Source organism: Ruegeria atlantica, assembly GCF_013032505.1.
GTDB classification, from domain to species: domain Bacteria; phylum Pseudomonadota; class Alphaproteobacteria; order Rhodobacterales; family Rhodobacteraceae; genus Ruegeria; species Ruegeria atlantica_F.
Genome location: NZ_WQCG01000002.1, coordinates 943,076 through 957,269 on the forward strand (window position 1 = coordinate 943,076; position 14,194 = coordinate 957,269).

16 protein-coding genes are annotated in these 14,194 nt (G+C 53.0%); 5 read left to right on the forward strand and 11 right to left on the reverse strand.

The window, feature by feature from the left end:
- Positions 1 to 21: 21 nt before the first annotated feature.
- Complete coding sequence (locus tag GOW92_RS11270; RefSeq protein ID WP_170560676.1) at positions 22 to 459, reverse strand: hypothetical protein; 438 nt, start codon at positions 457 to 459, stop codon at positions 22 to 24.
- Between GOW92_RS11270 and GOW92_RS11275 the strand changes: the two genes are divergently transcribed.
- Together GOW92_RS11275 and GOW92_RS11280 are read left to right on the forward strand one after the other, a co-directional pair.
- The gene (locus GOW92_RS11275; RefSeq protein WP_170560677.1) at positions 458 to 2,233 is read left to right on the forward strand and encodes an amidohydrolase; all 1,776 of its coding nucleotides are present in this window, start codon (positions 458 to 460) and stop codon (positions 2,231 to 2,233) included. The two genes, GOW92_RS11270 and GOW92_RS11275, sit on opposite strands and share 2 nt — an antisense overlap.
- A 427-nt stretch (positions 2,234 to 2,660) precedes the next feature.
- The gene (locus GOW92_RS11280; RefSeq protein ID WP_170560678.1) at positions 2,661 to 3,362 is read left to right on the forward strand and encodes a hypothetical protein; all 702 of its coding nucleotides are present in this window, start codon (positions 2,661 to 2,663) and stop codon (positions 3,360 to 3,362) included.
- Between the two features lie 471 nt (positions 3,363 to 3,833).
- Here GOW92_RS11280 and GOW92_RS11285 read toward each other — a convergent pair whose 3' ends face one another.
- On the reverse strand, positions 3,834 to 4,532 hold the full coding sequence (locus GOW92_RS11285) for an MOSC domain-containing protein (RefSeq protein WP_170560679.1): 699 nt from the start codon (positions 4,530 to 4,532) through the stop codon (positions 3,834 to 3,836).
- Positions 4,529 to 5,035 (reverse strand): MarR family winged helix-turn-helix transcriptional regulator, encoded by a 507-nt coding sequence (locus GOW92_RS11290; RefSeq protein ID WP_254452980.1) that lies wholly within the window; start codon positions 5,033 to 5,035, stop codon positions 4,529 to 4,531. The genes GOW92_RS11285 and GOW92_RS11290 overlap by 4 nt, the downstream gene beginning before the upstream one ends.
- A gap of 126 nt (positions 5,036 to 5,161) precedes the next feature.
- Between GOW92_RS11290 and GOW92_RS11295 the strand changes: the two genes are divergently transcribed.
- Together GOW92_RS11295 and GOW92_RS11300 are read left to right on the forward strand one after the other, a co-directional pair.
- On the forward strand, positions 5,162 to 5,911 hold the full coding sequence (locus GOW92_RS11295) for a hypothetical protein (RefSeq protein ID WP_170560681.1): 750 nt from the start codon (positions 5,162 to 5,164) through the stop codon (positions 5,909 to 5,911).
- A 58-nt stretch (positions 5,912 to 5,969) separates the two neighbouring features.
- Positions 5,970 to 6,494 carry a redoxin domain-containing protein gene (locus GOW92_RS11300; RefSeq protein ID WP_170560682.1) on the forward strand — a complete coding sequence of 175 codons (525 nt, stop codon included), beginning with the start codon at positions 5,970 to 5,972 and terminating at the stop codon, positions 6,492 to 6,494.
- Between the two features lie 169 nt (positions 6,495 to 6,663).
- On the opposite strand, the gene GOW92_RS11305 is transcribed toward GOW92_RS11300, so the two are convergent.
- The gene (locus tag GOW92_RS11305) at positions 6,664 to 8,124 is read right to left on the reverse strand and encodes a catalase (RefSeq protein WP_170560683.1); all 1,461 of its coding nucleotides are present in this window, start codon (positions 8,122 to 8,124) and stop codon (positions 6,664 to 6,666) included.
- A 96-nt stretch (positions 8,125 to 8,220) separates the two neighbouring features.
- Here GOW92_RS11305 and GOW92_RS11310 point away from each other — a divergent pair, with 96 nt between their 5' ends.
- Positions 8,221 to 9,165 (forward strand): hydrogen peroxide-inducible genes activator, encoded by a 945-nt coding sequence (locus GOW92_RS11310; protein ID WP_170560684.1) that lies wholly within the window; start codon positions 8,221 to 8,223, stop codon positions 9,163 to 9,165.
- Positions 9,166 to 9,255: 90 nt separating this feature from the next.
- On the opposite strand, the gene GOW92_RS11315 is transcribed toward GOW92_RS11310, so the two are convergent.
- From GOW92_RS11315 to GOW92_RS11345, 7 genes are read right to left on the reverse strand one after another with little or no spacing between them, the layout of a single operon-like run.
- Positions 9,256 to 9,621, reverse strand: a complete 366-nt coding sequence (locus GOW92_RS11315; RefSeq protein WP_170560685.1) for a c-type cytochrome — start codon at positions 9,619 to 9,621, stop codon at positions 9,256 to 9,258.
- 39 nt (positions 9,622 to 9,660) lie between these two features.
- Entirely contained in the window at positions 9,661 to 10,188 is a 528-nt protein-coding gene (locus GOW92_RS11320; RefSeq protein WP_170560686.1) for a hypothetical protein, read from the reverse strand.
- A 13-nt stretch (positions 10,189 to 10,201) separates the two neighbouring features.
- Positions 10,202 to 11,017: a formate/nitrite transporter family protein gene (locus tag GOW92_RS11325; RefSeq protein WP_170560687.1), complete on the reverse strand. Its 816-nt coding sequence runs from the start codon at positions 11,015 to 11,017 to the stop codon at positions 10,202 to 10,204.
- A gap of 6 nt (positions 11,018 to 11,023) precedes the next feature.
- A complete protein-coding gene (locus GOW92_RS11330; protein WP_170560688.1) occupies positions 11,024 to 11,584 on the reverse strand; it encodes a hypothetical protein in 561 nt (186 codons plus the stop codon).
- Positions 11,581 to 12,180 carry an SCO family protein gene (locus tag GOW92_RS11335; RefSeq protein WP_170560689.1) on the reverse strand — a complete coding sequence of 200 codons (600 nt, stop codon included), beginning with the start codon at positions 12,178 to 12,180 and terminating at the stop codon, positions 11,581 to 11,583. Before GOW92_RS11335 ends, GOW92_RS11330 begins: the two co-directional genes overlap by 4 nt.
- Positions 12,180 to 13,640: a cbb3-type cytochrome c oxidase subunit I gene (locus GOW92_RS11340; RefSeq protein WP_170560690.1), complete on the reverse strand. Its 1,461-nt coding sequence runs from the start codon at positions 13,638 to 13,640 to the stop codon at positions 12,180 to 12,182. Before GOW92_RS11340 ends, GOW92_RS11335 begins: the two co-directional genes overlap by 1 nt.
- Positions 13,641 to 14,150, reverse strand: coding sequence for a cytochrome C oxidase subunit I (locus tag GOW92_RS11345; protein ID WP_170560691.1), 510 nt, complete (start codon positions 14,148 to 14,150; stop codon positions 13,641 to 13,643).
- Positions 14,151 to 14,194 lie beyond the last annotated feature (44 nt).

Sequence of the window (14,194 nt, forward strand, 5' to 3'; positions counted from 1 at the left end):
GAAGCTTTGTCCGCTCACTTGCTATTTTCCGCCTGGTTTTGAATGTCTGGCATGCGCGGTTTCTGAACCTTCTGCACAAGCAAAAACTCTATGTAGGTTGAAGCGCTCGGAGCGGTCATTCGATCCAATCTGACGAACGGCTGCCATGCGGACTTTGCTGCCACCAGCGACCAACTGTTTGATGTCCGTTCTCAGTTCAAAGCAGAAGGTGAAAAAAACGTTCAGATTGAGGAAAGCTGACCCTCGTCGACCCAGACCTGGATGATCCACTCGCGGACATAGCGGGTGTAAACTCCCGAGGTGAATTGTATTTTTTAGTTTGCTAATGGTATCGAGATATTCAACGCTATGCATCAAATGGGGCGCGTGCATTGCTTGGAAGCTTGCTTGAAAGACCCGTTCAGCCAATCCTTGAGTTATCAAGGATAAATGTTTGTACAATGAATGGATCGCACCCATGACCTTTTCTTTTGGCTTCCTTTCAGCGTCCGTTGCATCAATCGCCCTTGCGGCGACGGCGGTAAACGCGCAAGCCGCTGACACCATTTACACCAATGCGCAGGTCTATACGGTCAACCCTGATCAAGAATGGGCCGAGGCGTTTGCCATTGAGGATGGACGTTTTATTGCTGTCGGTTCAGCTGAAGAAGTCGCTGCACTGGCTGGGGACGAGACTGAAACTATCGACCTTGCGGGTGCGATGGTCTTGCCCGGCCTTTATGACATCCATGTTCATTTCCGCAATTGGTATGTTGCCGCAGCGTTGTCTGACGAGGCAATCACACTGCCCGGCGATGCTGATCCGGAAACAGCAGCAGAGTTAATTCGCGAATTTGTAGCTGAACGACCAAACCTCGAACTCCTTTTTGGAAATGGATTGGCCAACGAACTGTTTGACGGAGAACCGGACACCGCCTGGCTTGACGAGGCAGTCTCTGACATTCCGGCCTACATTATCACCGCAACCGGGCACGAGGCTGTGCTGAATACACCGGCGATGATCGATAGCGGTATTAATGCCGATACGCCGGACCCACGGAACGGGATCATCGTGCGGGACCCTGAAACCGGAGAAGCAACAGGCTACATGAAAGAGGCTGCGATGGGTCTCTACGCGATGCCATTTCTTCGTAGTCTGGAACTTGAAACCCACGTTGACGGTACAAGGGACGTGTTACACTTGCTTGCCTCGATGGGGGTGACATCTGCCAGGAACATGCACAGCGAATTGATTAATGTTCAGGCACTACATCAGCTTGCGACATCCGAAGGTCTTCCGATCAGGGTTAGTATGGCGTGGACCTACGATTCTCCGACGCGCGCCTATCAATCTGTCGAAGATCAACGTGCGGCAATTGAAAAGTTTCAAGACTTTATCGCACCGCGGCTCGACCCAACCTTTATAAAGGTCAATATCGATGGCATCCCGACTGAGACCGGTGCGATGCTGGAACCTTTCCTGACGAACAACTCGGAAGGGGAACAGTCCCAGTCTGACGCGGGTTCACAGTATGATCCACTTGCTTCTGGTCAGGGGGACTACGGACTGATCTTCTTCACCGAAGACGAACTTGTGGCAGACATCATACGGTTTGAAGAACAAGGCATGAAAGGCATGGTCTTCCACACTGTAGGTGACCGCGGCGCTCGGCTTGTTCTGGACGCAATGGAGACCGCACGGGATCAACTGGGTGAGTTGAAAGGCCGCTACCAGCTTGCTCACTCGTTTTTCATATCCGAAGAAGACATGCCTAGACTGGTGGAACTCGATCTGACACCGGAGTTCTCGCCTGTTCTATGGTTTTCGAACCCTCACAACGATGTCGTCAACCGCGTGGTTGGCCCGGAACGCGCGCAGAGGGTTTTCCCAATGCGCTCGGTCGCTGATGCCGGAGGACGGGTCGTTATCGCGTCTGATGGTCCGCTGTTCATGCAAACCCCATTGGCATCGATAGAAGCGGCCGTTACCCGTATCGATCCTGTGGCCGACACGAGTCCACCCGATCCTGCGGTGGGCCAAGCGATCACGCTAAAGCAGGCAATTGATGCACGCACAATCAACTCTGCATACTTGGATTTTGCGGACGAGGAGCTTGGATCGATCGAAAAAGGCAAGCTTGCCGATTTCATCGTGCTTGACCGCAACCTGTTTGAAATCCCGATAGCGGAAGTCAGTGAGGCGCAGATATTAAAGACGTTTGTCGAAGGCGAAGCGGTTTTTGAGGCCAACTGATTTTTTTGAGCTGTAATTATGCAGTTCAATAGCGCCAAGGCTCGTAAAATAAGCCCAAGGTTTGGGCTTTCTCGCAGGCTCCAGAGCCATGCGTTTGCGAGCGTTCATGGCTCAATTTAGCTAGCACGACCGCCAGCATAAGTGTTCGCTTCAGGGCAAGCCTTCAACAATGTAATGTTCGCTTTCTGCTACCACACCATGCAGCATTAGTCGCAAAGGGCTCTAGGCAGATGTTCGGTAAATTTGAAAAATTGGCTGCCAAGCGGACAAAAGCTGCCGTCGATTGTTCAATACGATTGGCAGTCAAGAAGCCTAGTCCGTGGGTACTCTGAGAAAACCACTATCGCACCTTCTTCACTTTCTGGGTTGTGCTTTCGATCCCAACGAGTGTCTCATCGGATTGTAATGTGTTCATTGGATCTTAGCCGTGTTCGAAGCGCCGACATACCTCGCGATAGCATCGATTGCAGTCATCGGCACTGTTCACGTTTTCTGCGTGTCTTTTTTCCGGAGATTCCCCGCCCGGGCAAGCTGGCTATCTGATTTTTCATCTGGGATCGGACTTGGCTATGCTTTCCTTTTCTTGCTGCCAAAAATCGGTGAATTGTCGGCCGATTTAGCTGCAAACGGGAAATGGGAAAACTCGCTGTTCGGTTATTCGCTGCTAGGATTTCTCATTTATTACTTCCTGGAAACCCGTCGCGATATGGGGACCGATAACAGGTTGTCACTTGGCTTGGACACAGTGGCACTCGGAACCTATAACTGCTTGCTTGCCATTACAGTCATGCAAGCAACCTCAACTTCGCCTGAACTGTACGTCATTGGAACGTTGGCCTATTCGCTGCATTTATTTGGAGTGAATATTTATCTCTACAAAACTCATCCAAGACATATGTCTGGATGGCTTCGCGCATACTTTGTCGCGTCGCTTGCAATCGGCATATTGATCGGTCTCAACACGGACAAAAGTAGCATGATCTATTCAATTGCGACTGGGTTGACAGGGGGCGTGATCATAGCCCTGTCTCTTCGGGTTAAACTGCCCAACCGTTCGTCAATGAACACAAAGGCTCTTTTGATTGGTGTGGTTTTTGCCGCGGTTGCAGTCGTCGTAACCCGGTACTGATCCAAGGACGCTATTTGGCTTGTCTTTGAGTTGTGGCGCCAGATGTTTTTCGACTTTTTTGTGAGAGACGGCTTCCGCCCTTCAAATCATCTTTGATTACTCACGTGAGCTATCAGGGTCACACAAAAACAAGCCTGAAGGCCGACCAATGAACCTTGAAATTGGTAAGGGGCTGTCGTGAAAAGCAAATCTATGCGTCGTTTAACTGGAAATGTGGAAAGTCACTGGTACTACACTTAACCGACAGCTAAAACTTCAGTAAATGAATGAATCCTATCATTCTATTTTGGCCCAGTCGTCAAACTTTTCTAGCCCATGGCGGTTAGTGGCGTTTCCTTGACGCCGGAGTTTACGCCTCATTATTGGCCGGCTCCGGCTATTGAAGGACAAACAAGGATTTGACCGTCATGGAGTTACGATGGTCACTAAGTTGGAAAAAATTACGTCACGACTGAACGCCCGCTGGGTGTCTTATCCTGAGCCTCCAAGCCTTACCGATGTATCCTCCTTGGCATTGCCCTCAGCCATTCTGGCAAAAGCTTGTCGCCAACCTTTAGCAAGTTCTTTCATCTGAGACAAAATCTCGGCATCTTCCGGCGATATGCGACGAGTCAGCCGTGCGCGTGTGACAGCCAATACAGACCAATTGGGGTTTGGCCTTTCAGCCAAGGCAATCCGATCACCGGCGCCAACTTCGCCAGGTTCGAGCACGCGGTAGTACCATCCGGTGCGGCCCGTTTTCTGAAACTGATAAGGCATTTCCTTGCGTCCTGTATGTAGCCCTAGTTTCCAGCACGGCTGCCGCCCCTGGCTAATTTGAACTACCGCCGTCCCGAGTGACAGGATGTCCCCGATGCAAAGGTTTTCTTCGGTCAATCCCGTCGTAGAAATGTTCTCGCCAAACGCCGCGGGCACTGTGCCGGGTGCCATTAGGTCCTCAGCTTGCCAAGCCGAATAGTGGTCAAAATCATAATGATGGATGGCTTTGTCTTCGCCACCATGCACGGTTAGGTCCGCCTGAGCGTCCCCGGAAAATCCAAGCGAGGTAACGGCTTGCCGCGCGTCCACCCAGTCTTTCTGAATGGCAGACGGTGGTTTACCTTCCCAGCGATCTCTGATGGCCCCAAGGAAAATGCCGTCGATGATAGCCGACAGTTCAGGATGGTTCATCTAGCTTCCTCGTGCTCGATGCAGATCTTTTCTCTTTCGCCGGCCTCCAAGGAGACGCCCAATAACTTGCAAAAACCGCTGTTCGTCGTGCCGTCATGATGAGTGCAGGATTTGCATTGGCCGAATGATCGCCCTCCATTAGCCAGCAAGGCCAAGTTGAGGCCTTGCGTCAGGCCCTGTTCAAGCATGGCTTGGTTTTCTTTGGACATTTCTCCAATTGCCCGAGCAACAGGGTTTGGCTGACGTACGATCTCGGCCCCTTCTTTTGTGAGATCGTAGGAAATCGACCGCTGATCATATTCTTTGCGGTGCTCTTCTACATAGCCCTTGCGCGCCAAAGCTTTGAGCGTCTGTGACATCGTTCCACGGGTTGTACCGATGTACTCTGCGACGTGCGACGGCGAGCGCGAATACATGTTGGCCTCTGCCAGATACTCCAACGCCATCTTCTGGGTCGGATTCAAATCTCCTGCCCATCCTTCCGAAGCGTCGAGGCGCGCCATTCGATTGATCAGAGAGCGTATGCGGTGGCTTGTGTTCATCACACATTTAGTAGCGAGTCGAAATTATAGTTGCAATGTGTTTTTTCATATAGTAGCGACTCGCTATCTTATTAATTGGAGGCACCCATGAAACTCACCACGTTCACTTCAACACTTGCGTTGATACTTGGCAGCACCGCCCTTGCAGGGGGAGATCATGCCATTCATCAGGAGGGCGCGATCATGTCTTCTGCTGACGTCAGTAAAGTCGCGGATTTTGACATTCTGGCCGCACACGCGCACCGCAATGGAAACACGATCACTTTTCACATGACAACGAATGGATCGGCTGGCGCCTCGGTTCCGGTGGCAACCGGAGAGGTCGGTGGATCAGACGTCTGGTCATATGTCTGGCCTACGTCTTTGGACCCTTCGGCCGTTGGGTTCGAAGGCGGCACAGGTATCCTTGCAATGGCCGCAACCAGTCATCCGGATTTTGATGACACACCGCTTTTTGACGAAAACGGCGACGGAGACCCGACCAATGATGGCATCGAATGGCACAGCCACTGGGTTGTGTTGACCCCGACCGAAGCGTGCGGACCCGACGCGCTTGCCGTACGTGATATCCCCGAAGGTTCCACACCCAAGCTACCTGCGACATGGCCAGGGTTTCCGATCTTTCTGGACAGCCCAGGGTTTACACCGCTGTTCGACGGACCCGAAATTGTGGTGAACGCAGGTTTCGCCAGCGACGTTGAGCTGGATGGTGTCGCTTATGACGGCGTCACATCCGCCTTGAGGGTTAACGCGAATATCCATGCGCCCTTGCTTTGCGTCACAGATGTTTTCGACGTCGCATCTGGCGACCTGAGCCTGCCGGGCAAACTTCACTGAATTTCGACACTGCAGCCGCCGATCCCAAGGCGGCTGCTTGCTAAAGAGGACGAGGAAAATGCAATCAACTGAACTAGACGTGTCGGAATGGTTTAACACAGACACACCCCTGACTTTAGAAGGCTTAAAAGGACGGGTTGTCGTCCTTGAGGCATTTCAAATGTTATGCCCAGGATGCGTCCTGCACGGCATTCCCTTGGCACAGTCGATTCAGAAAATATTTCCTGAAGAAAAAGTAGCCGTGATTGGCCTGCACACTGTTTTCGAGCATCACGATGCTATGACGCCGGTGTCTCTGAAGGCTTTCTTACATGAGTATCGCATCAACTTCCCTGTTGGCGTGGACAAACAGGGCGCAGGACCATTGCCAAACACGATGTCTCGCTTTGGTATGCGCGGCACACCAAGCCTTGTCCTGTTGGATCAGGCGGGGCAGATCGTTGCGCATCACCTTGGCCAGGTTTCTGAACTGCAGTTGGGATCAGAGATTGGCGGCCTTCTGACGCGAGGCGCAGTATCGGTCAAAAGCGGCCCCGTAACTGTCGGACAAAGTGAAGACACAGCAGGTCGCTGCATTGTCTGAACGGGCCATGGTGCCCAGACATCGGAACAAAACCCGCCATTGGCGGTCGCAAGAACCCGGCTTTGGCGACCACAGCGACAGGAAACCCAAAACCGCTATGCGTCGTTCGTTCATTAACGCCACACGGCATCGCGCAAGTTCCCGAAGGTCGGGAACTTGCCAATTGATTTTACTCAGGAGGGTCACGCTCGATGCTCAAACCAAGTGCCTTTGCGACGCCGGCGCCATACGCGGGATCTGCCTTGAGGCAATTCGATATGTGGCGGATCTGGATTTCCTTCCTAGCAGCTCCAATCGCGCGCGCGGTGTTTTCGAACAGCACTTTTTGCTGCTCCGGTGTCATCAGGCGGAACAAATCACCGGGCTGCGAGAAATAGTCATCATCCTCGCGGTGGTTCCAGTGATCCGCAGCACCTTCGATGGACAAAGGTGGTTCAGAGAAATCCGGTTGCTCGGACCATTCTCCATGCATGTTGGGTTCATAGCCAATCCGAGATCCGGCATTGCCGTCGACTCTCATCGCTCCATCACGATGATAGGAATGATACGGGCAGCGAGGCGCATTGACCGGGATCTGGGAATGATTGACACCCAACCGATACCGCTGAGTGTCGCCATAGGAAAACAGACGCCCCTGCAACATCTTGTCCGGCGAAAAGCTGATGCCAGGCACGATTGTCGAAGGTGCGAAGGCCGCCTGTTCCACCTCGGCAAAGTAGTTCTCGGGGTTCCGGTTCAATTCCAGTTCGCCGACCTCAATCAGCGGATAGTCCCCATGCGGCCAAACCTTGGTCAGGTCGAATGCGTTGAGGTGATAAGTCCCCGCATCCTTCTCTGGCATGACTTGGACATAGAGCGTCCATTTGGGAAAATCACCGTTTTCGATAGCGTCGTAAAGATCACGCTGATGGCTTTCACGGTCACCGGAAATGATCTGCGCAGCTTCCTCGTCGGTGAGGTTTTTGACCCCCTGCTGGGTTTTGAAATGGAACTTGACCCAGAAACGTTCGTTATCCGAGTTGATAAAGCTAAATGTGTGGCTACCAAAGCCGTGCATGTGTCGGTAGGTTGCAGGAATCCCCCTATCAGACATGACAATCGTTACCTGCAGCAAAGCTTCCGGGAGGCTGGTCCAGAAGTCCCAATTGTTATCCGCACTACGCATGTTCGTTCGCGGGTCACGTTTGACGGCATGATTAAGATCGGGAAACTTCAGCGGATCGCGAAGGAAAAACACTGGAGTATTATTCCCAACCAGGTCCCAATTGCCCTCTTCGGTGTAGAACTTTACCGCAAAGCCTCGGATGTCCCGTTCCGCATCCGCTGCGCCGCGTTCTCCTGCAACGGTCGAGAAACGCAGGAAGAGATCAGTCTTCTTGCCAACATCCGAGAACAATTTGGCGCGTGTATAGCCGGTGATGTCGCGGGTCACAGTGAATGTGCCGTAAGCGCCGGACCCCTTGGCATGCATCCGGCGTTCGGGGATCACTTCGCGATCGAAATGAGCCATCTTCTCGAGGAACCAAACATCCTGAAGCAGCGCAGGGCCGCGCGGCCCCGCAGTCAGAGTGTTTTGGTTGTTGGGCACTGGCGCGCCAAACGCAGTGGTCAGCTTCGGTTTGCTCGTCATGTCAATCTCCTGAGTTGGTATTGGCAGGACAAAACCGAAAACGGCCAATTTACTCCAACTTATATAAATTATCCGATGGATAATCAGAGGTGATGCATGGTCAGAAGAACCTCAGTCGCCGGTCTTTCACTCAGAGATCTTGAGTACATTCAGAGCATTGCCGAAGAAGGTCATTTTGGCCGGGCGGCTGATATCTGTGGGGTTTCACAACCTGCAATCAGTCAACAGGTATTGAAGCTAGAGGCCCGACTTGGATTCTCGATTTTCGAACGTCAGGGACGGCATGTCTCTTTGACCCAAAATGGCCGGATAGTTCTACAAAAAGCAGAAACCCTTCTGACAGAGGCTCGAGAACTGTTGGAATTGTCGCTGAGCCTGAGTGACAATCTGGAAGGTGAACTAAAATTTGGAGTGCTTCCAACGCTTGGGCCATACCTGCTCCCGCTCATCTTAAAGTCTCTCAAATCGGCTTATCCCAAGTTAAGACTGTCACTGTTCGAAGAACCCACGCATGTTCTAGAAGAGATGCTTACCAATCGGGCGCTGGACGCCGCGCTGATCGCAACCGACCCGAAACAGCCTGCACTAAGTTCGCTTCCGCTGTTTAATGAACCATTTGTTTTTGCCTGTCCCAAAGATCTGGATCTCAAACCCAATGAAACGGTTCGCTGGTCCAAGGTTTTATCATCACAGCTCGTTCTTCTTTCTCAGGAACACTGTCTACGGGATCAGACCGTTGCGTTTTGCGACCGGATTGACCGACCAGGACAAAGAGTGGCCAGCAGTCTTGAGATGCTCCGGCAAATGGTCGCGCTGGGAGAGGGTTGCGCGCTTTTTCCGGCATTGTCTGTGAGCGGCCCCGACCGTTTCGGCGGCCTTGCAACAATACATCCCATTGCGGACGGGGTGTTTGGCCGTTCTATCAGACTGACATGGCGCGATAGTGATCCGCGTGCGGGATCGCTTGAACATTTCGGGACTTTCATTCAGACCCTTATGGCTGCCCCGGAAATGTCGCGGTATTTGAACGGAAAAGCTTAGAGCCTGACCAACCAAACCACGGAGAAGGCAATTTAGCGTTTCTTTGAGGGCAAGCATGTAAGTCGCCATCAAAGAAACGCCGTTGGTCTGTCACTGCAGGGATTCCAAATAGGCCAGCAAGTCTGAGATTTGCTCCGGTTTCTTTATACCGGGGAAGGACATTTTCGTGCCCGGCAGGTATTTTTTGGGAGACGCGAGAAACCCGGATAAGTGTTCTTCATCCCAAACAAATCCGGCTTCCCCGATCGCTGTCGAGTATTTGTAACCTTCAACAGCGCCAGCTTCTCGGCCCCAAACACCAAACATCGTTGGGCCCACTTTTTTCTTACCTTCGTCAACTGCATGACATGCGGCACATTTTTTGAAGACTTTTTCGCCTGCCGCTGCGTCGCCTTCTGCGGCAACGCTTTGAGCACCCGCCAGCACTAATGTGATAACCACAAGAACACCTCTCATGAGATCATCCCTTCCTTTTGATTGCAGATAGTTGAGAGTTCAGACTTGGACCGAAACTGCGGTCGGTCTTGTTTTTCGGAACAGGCCTCTCATTTCCCGAATGCCTGCCCAAAAAAGAAAACCGATCTTCAGAAATTCAGACGCGACGTAGAGCAGATGCAATGAACTGTCCTCGACTGGTTGACCCGCGATGATCAAAAGCGTCCGCGCGTTCAGCAAAGGTAGGAGCCAAAGCCTTTGAAATCCGAACACGCATAGCGCGGAAATTAATGGCAACGACGGTTTCTGTCGGAATGACAGAAGAAGAACTGCAATCAACAGCGCGCAAAACGCTTCGAATACGCCAATCCACATGAACTGCATCCGCCCAACGTCCAAGGCGACCGGCAATGTCAATGACGGGGCTTGGAACTTGGCCGGAGCCGCTATCAAGTTACCGCTAATTGCAGCGCCCATCCAAAAATAGATAATCGCAATCATTGCAATGCGAGCGGCCTCAAAAAGATGCTCGGCACGGGACTGTCGGTTCGTAGAGACAGAGTTTTTGACAGGTTGTGTCACGCTCATGATCACGCCCTCATTAGACAGGATGTTTGGTTGACGCGGGCGTCGCGACATCCTTAACCGTGGGCTTAGACGCCGCTCGCCAGTAGCCGTAGCCCATGATCCCGGCGCCGGCGAATGCGTTGCCCAAGGTGACATACGTCAAATTGTGGGCGGCTCCGGCCAAGGTGACGCCGTCGGGGTGATCTGAGAGCAGCGCCAGTGAAAACACGGTCATGTTAGCAACGCTGTGTTCAAACCCCGCAGCGATAAAGGCATACAGGCACCAGAAGATGACGATGCATTTGGTAACGTCGTCATTTGCGCGTGCCGAACACCACAAGGCGAGACAAACCAGCCAATTGCAAAGGATCGCTTTGGCGAACAGCTCCAACTCGGTGCCGTGCATCTTCTTGGTGGCCACCTTGTAAATCAAAGCGTCTTCGCCTGCTGCCAAGATAAGTCCACCGCCGCCCGCGACGAATAGCAATGCCAGCAATATGGCCCCGATCAGATTTCCTGCCCAACTAACGAACCAGCACCGCAGCACGTCCGACCACGCAGTACTTTTGGCAAGCAATCCGTGCGTCATGTACATGGTGTGGCCCGTGAACAGCTCGGCCCCGGCAAAGACCACAAGTGTCAGAGCTATGCCAAAGCTAGCCCCCATGACGATGGGACGGATGGATGGTTCCGCGCCCTGCCCAACAGAAAAAATCAGCAAGATACCGGCACCGACAAAGGCCCCAGCTTTCAAGGCGAGGATCAGAAATGCAATTGGATCAGACCGTAGGCTGGCGCCTTTCTTTTGCGCCAGTTCCGCGAATCCGATGACTGAATCAGCATAGGTCATTGCGCTTTACACCCCACAGCTTGCGTAGCCGGTCGAATTCGACCTGCGGCTACATGAATTTCCAAACAGGATTGGGATGGCCCAGAGACAGGCCAGACCAGCACCGAGGTAGAGAAAGGCCGTGCCCAGATCCTGCTGAGCGGAAAGCAGATAAGAATTGCAAATCCTGATTGGCGCGTGCGTGTACAGAAAGCCCAGCACACCCAACATCGACAGCGCATTCGCCTTCAAGAACCCCCGCAGGATCGGACCCAACCAGGGCCATGATAGTCTCAGGGGTACGCCCAGCATTAGCGGCAAGCTCAGGTATTTGACCGTTTCACCCGGTAATGTCAGCGCCCAATCGACGTTTCGGGGCAGCATCCAGAATAGAAAGACCGTCAAGGCAACAAACAGCAATGGAACCGCCAAGTCGTGCCGAATTTGCCTGTTCCAGACCAACAAAACCCCGGCAAGAACCAGCAATGGCATTTGCACCAAGACATGCCGGATCGGGCTTTCAATAACCGCATACCGAAGAGCAACGGCCTCGGCCGCCGCGAGTAAGGCAAGGCCAAGCAACTTCATGAGTTGCGCTCCTCCAAATGGGCCAGAACAGCGTCGATCGCATCGGTGTCAAACACCGCCGAAAAGCGTCCATCGCCGTCAATCACATGGATTGCGGCATTGTGCTGAAATCCGCCCCATTCATCGGGAATGACGGTTACGTCGAACAATTCCAACAACAACGGCAGGTCTTCTGACATCGGTCGGGCGACAGTCCACATATTGCCGTCCGCCTCGTGGGCTTCTCCGTAAATCGCCATCTGCTCCGGCGTGTCCCGCTCGGGATCAAAGCTGACCGAGATCATCCGGACGGGCACTCCACGCACCTCCAATTGATCCCTGATTGTGGCAAAATCCGCCGCTGCAACCTGACAAATGTCGCCACAGACAGTGTAGATGAACTCGACCAGAACCACCTCGTCACCTTGCGGCAACAGAGGCACCAACTGACTTGACATATCTTCCAATTGCAGGGCGGGAACTGGACGTGGTGCGCGTACCGCATCCAATCTCCGTGCGGCTTCGCTGGTGAAAGCCTGCCCTCTGTCTGTGGCATGCCAAAGAGTTCCCAGACCGATGCTCGCGACCAGAACAGAAGGGAGAACACGAACCAACATCAGCGGTTACTCCGATCAAGACGCAAAACAAAGCGCAGAACAAAAGCCAATGTTGCCAGCACAATCAGCACACTGAACAAAGTGCCGATACGGTCATGGGGCAGCCATTCTTCATAGTGCACTGCCCAGCGACGGGGGATCGAAGCCGCGCCAGAGAACAGAAACACCGTCACAAAACCTGCGGCACCCGCGAGGTAGGTCACAAATGCGACACGGTCCAGCCCGCTCATCTGGGCGATGGTTTTGCCACGGACCAGCCAGGCCATGAAACCAAAAGCCATCGCCACTTCACCCAGCAACAGATAGGTGTGGAAATGTCCCGGGACCCACATTGTATTGTGCATCACCTTGTTCACGCTGATCATCCCGTCGATCGACGCGGGGATCGACCCTACAGACCAGCCTGCCACAGACAAAACCAAGAGCGAGGACGTCAGATCCCAGGTCATTTTCGAGCCGCGCACGTACAGGAATGTAGAGAACGCCGTGACCGCGATGAGGGGAATGCCGCTGAAGTACGAGACCAATTGTCCAACCACCAGCATCCATGGTGGCATGACAACATCTTGCAGCAGATGGTGCCAGTAAACGGCCATTACGAAGATCAGTACCGCATTCCAGGCTATCGCAAAAAGACGGTTCGATTTCCAAGGCTTGCCGGTGTATTCCGGCAGGATTTCATAAACCGCGGTCACCGCCATATAGATCGACGCATTGATGAAAACGTGGCCAAAGAAGTAGATCAGGTTCTTGGCCAAAAGCGCGTTTACTTCAAATCCTGGCACCAGCAGGTGGACAAGGCTCGCCACCAATACTGCCGCACCAAGTATGATACCGATCGAGTTGAAAATAGTCACCGCAGCTGCTGCGACGATCGTTGGTGGTGGAGGGTTTTTGTCCTCGCGCCCAAGGATTAAGTTCCAGCCCAGCGCTCGTACAAGGCTACCATAGCGGGCATGAATCTGGCGACCGAGCTCCAGATAGTACAACAGAAAGCCAACGCCGATCGAAACATATCCAAGCAAAAACGCAGCCGCTGCACCCGCCTCCCACGCTCCGCCGGAAATTGCGGGTAGCGGATACAGGAATGTCCATGCGCCACCATATCCACCAATAAAAATCGAACTCAGGATTAAGGCGACGCCCAATAGAAATAGCGCAAGGAAAGCCCAGAATATTCCAGCCGTCAGAACAATGTGACGTCCGCAAAAGTACCACATGATCGCAGCGCCAGACAGTGCGGCCGTTCCTACCATCCCTGCGCCATGGGCCGTCAGCAACTGGTAAAACAAAGCCGGATCCACTTCGATCCATTGGCCCTGTGCCGCGCGCATGATCAAGCCAAAGACCATCATCAAGGCAAAGACCGCGCCAGAGAGGATCATGGTAAGCTTAACTGCCCCGGCCTGGGGTTCAGTGGCGTTTGATTTGTCCGCGACAAGTTCAGATACAGCGCTCATTTATTCCTCCACCGCGACGACTTCGAATTCGTTGACCATGTCCTGATGCGCCACCCCGCAGAATTCCATGCACAGGACTTGGTAAGTGCCGGGTTCTTCGAACGTGTAAGAAACTTCGGTTGTGTAACCGGGGATCACCTGGACCTGCGTCAGAAGGCGTAGGTCTGAAGTGTAAATCCCCAATCCGTGGGTAACATCTTCGGTCGTGGCGCTAAAATTGATGGGCGTTCCAGCAGGGATCTCAACTATGTCGATATCCCACCACCACTGCCCACTAGTGATAGAAACGGTGATGGCGTCGTCTGTACTGGCCAAAGCATGCGGCCATGGTCGTAATGAGCCGACTGCCACGACAACCCCGACAATCGTCATTGCCCAGATCAAGCCTGCACGTTTCGAGTTCGAATTAGGTCCGGGTTCCGGCCCGTTCGAGGCACGCGCAGCCAACCAGAAGACAAGTGACAGCGCAGCCATCAGGATCAACGAGATCAAAAGTACAACAGGCTGCATGAGCCATCTCCTTTATTAGGTATCTAAAATACCTATTAAAATTG